The organism is Apilactobacillus intestinapis, assembly GCF_049166695.1.
In the GTDB taxonomy this organism is placed as follows: domain Bacteria; phylum Bacillota; class Bacilli; order Lactobacillales; family Lactobacillaceae; genus Apilactobacillus; species Apilactobacillus kunkeei_C.
Genome location: NZ_JBMHFD010000025.1, coordinates 1 through 2,908 on the forward strand (window position 1 = coordinate 1; position 2,908 = coordinate 2,908).

Consider the following 2,908-nt stretch of genomic DNA (forward strand, 5'->3'; position numbering starts at 1 on the left):
ATGGATTGATTATTACAATAATCATCGTATTAAAACAAAACTAGGCGGAAAGTCACCGGTTCAATATCGGAAACTTTCCGCCTAGGAAAAACAATATAATAATGTACAACTTTTGGGGTGCACATCAGGGGTGTCTTTTTTAACTAGTTACCTATTTATCAGACCATTTCTTTACATAATCTACCACTTCGTTAATATCAATTTCAGAATTTCTATTACTAATTCTTTTAAAATGCGAAATAAAGTGTTCTTTATTAAGAATATATAGTAAACATAGTATATCTTTGGCAACTCTAATTTTTTCATTGTGGGAAATTGTCGTAAAAAAATTAAAATCATTCATAGTCTTTACATCATTTTCTTTGTGACTACCACCATCTAAAAAAAGTTTAAACATTAAATTTTTAAAGTAAGTTCTTTGTGTATCATTTAATTTTTTTGATGTTATGTCACCATCTAATATCGCGTCTATTCCATCACCATATTCAAAAGTAGAGAACGCTTCAAGAACCTGTCTTATTGTATTACCTATAAACATCTCATAAGTATTCACACCGGTCGTGAATTTATAAATAGTTTCAAGATACTCATCATATTGTTGATATTTACTCGTTTTAAATTTACTAATTTTATTACCATCTAATTTTAGAGACTCAAATATTACTTTTTTATCCCATTTGTTTTTAAAAGATTTATTCAAAGATGTAAACAATTTTTCTAAGCTGAAATATGTTGATAAATCATGCGTTAGTATTATGGCTTTGGTATTTTCATTACCACCAAGAAACTTATTCAATTGAAATTTCAAAAACGAAATTATACCTATTTTATTACTATTATCAAAACTTGAAATTGGATCATCTATAACTATTAATGACGGTTTATTATACCCATCATCCAAATTTTGATTTTCCAAAATGCTTACAAAAAAATAGCTTAGACCAAGTATATTCCTTTCTCCGACAGAAATTTCACTTGGTTTCACATATTTATCTTTTGACATTAATAAATATTCGTTTTCTTTAAAAATTAATTTAAGTTTTTCTTTATCACAAAATATATATTCCAAAAAATCATTAATTTTATCAACGGCTATATTGACATTTTGCATTTTAGACTTTATATTAGCGATCTCATTTTCTATAAATTCTTTTTTACCTGACAATTTATCAATATTATTTTTTAATTGATTACGTTCTTTAGTATAATTTTCATAAAGATCAATATTATCTTCGATTTCTAAATAAGCTATCTGATGATTTATTGATATAAGATTTTTTTCTATACTTTCTATGTCATCTAATCCTTTATTATGTTGTTCTCTATCTGACTCTAAATTACGCAATGATTTTTTTAAAAATATAATATCATCATCCAAACTATTGAACTGATTCAATGGATTATAAGGATCATTAATTTTATTCTTTATTATTTCATTATTATTTTTTATTTTAGAGTTTAATTTATCTATTGCATTGATACAATCATCGTAATGTTCTAGAGATTCATATTCAGATAGATCAATATTAATTTCTTCAATAATGTAACTTCTTAATTCATTCTGATGATCCTTTACTTTTTGATTTAAAATCTTGCTTATGATTTTCACTAGATCACTTTTATAACTATCGGACAAATATTGATAACAATATGGACAGTGTTTAATACTCCCATCTTCAAATTTCTCTAGCTTTTTTGACAACTTTTCAGCTTCATTTAAAGATTCATCCATCAATGAAATTATTTTTTTGTCTCGTTCATCCAAAGTCGGTTTTTCTATTTTTTTATTCAACAACTTTGAAACTTTTTCATCATATGCATCCATAAAAATACAATCACTTGGTACTTCATGTATTATTAATGAATTACCTTCCCTGGCTTCTGCTAGTTTACTAAAGTTTTTATTAAATATATTATTTAATTCGTATATTGTGTATGATGAATGAGAATTTCTAATAGTATCAAATAATTTTTCGTTCACTTTTGATTTAGCAATATTTGATTTTATTTTTTTATCTCTATCAGCCCATCCGCCATCTTCTTTCAATTTTTTAGATATTTTATTCCAATAATATTCAGGAGAATTAGTATTATTTTGATCATTATATTTTTTTAAAGACTCATTAAATTCATCAATTTCATTTTGAATTTTCTTTTTCTCAAAGCTTTTTTCCCCTAGTTCAGTAGAAAATTCATTCATTTTCCCTAAAATGACTACAGAGTTCAATCCTTTCTCTTTAATTTTTACATTTTCATCTATAAACTTTTCATCAAAAACGAATATTTTATTTTTAAAATTCTCGTTATCTATAATTTTATTATCATAGTCAATTAAACATGCACTCTCAATTGAAGTGTCTGTATCACCTTTTATTTTTCTAAATGCATTTGATAATGTTGTTTTCCCTGCACCGTTTCTTCCAAAAATTATGGAAGCCTTACTCAACTTATTTTTTTCTTCAAAAATTTCTAAATATGTAGAATCAAGAAAACATCCTCCTTTCAATCTTAATTTATTTATGTCACTTAAAACTTCCATAATGTCAAGCTACCTTTCTGTCTAATCAACTATATTACTTTTTATTAGTTAGTCGTATTTTTATTGATATCCTTAATAAAATCATAAAATTTGTAATTGTTTTCATTATTTTTTATATTGTCAAAATAAAACTTTTTCTAAATACATACTCATACTTCAATTATTTTCTTTGTATATAATATTATACTTCAATAAGTTTATAAAAAACATTTCAAAAAATATTATTACAACTAAAAAAGACACTGACCTGAACCCCTAAAATTGGAAGATGGTTATGCTATTTTCTGGGAGGAATTGATCCGGTATTCAACCGGTGACATTCCTCCCAGTTTTTGTTTTATACGATAATTGTTGTAATAAGATATATAT

General features: G+C 24.9%; 3 protein-coding genes. 1 reads left to right on the forward strand and 2 read right to left on the reverse strand.

The features are described 5' to 3' along the window. Positions 1 to 4: 4 nt before the first annotated feature. Positions 5 to 85: an IS3 family transposase gene (locus tag ACOMA7_RS07615; RefSeq protein ID WP_225349253.1), complete on the forward strand. Its 81-nt coding sequence runs from the start codon at positions 5 to 7 to the stop codon at positions 83 to 85. Positions 86 to 151: 66 nt separating this feature from the next. On the opposite strand, the gene ACOMA7_RS07620 is transcribed toward ACOMA7_RS07615, so the two are convergent. Together ACOMA7_RS07620 and ACOMA7_RS07625 are read right to left on the reverse strand one after the other, a co-directional pair. After that, positions 152 to 2,539 carry an AAA family ATPase gene (locus ACOMA7_RS07620; RefSeq protein ID WP_353485624.1) on the reverse strand — a complete coding sequence of 796 codons (2,388 nt, stop codon included), beginning with the start codon at positions 2,537 to 2,539 and terminating at the stop codon, positions 152 to 154. Between the two features lie 272 nt (positions 2,540 to 2,811). Then, positions 2,812 to 2,904: an IS3 family transposase gene (locus tag ACOMA7_RS07625; RefSeq protein ID WP_080719905.1), complete on the reverse strand. Its 93-nt coding sequence runs from the start codon at positions 2,902 to 2,904 to the stop codon at positions 2,812 to 2,814. Positions 2,905 to 2,908: the final 4 nt, after the last annotated feature.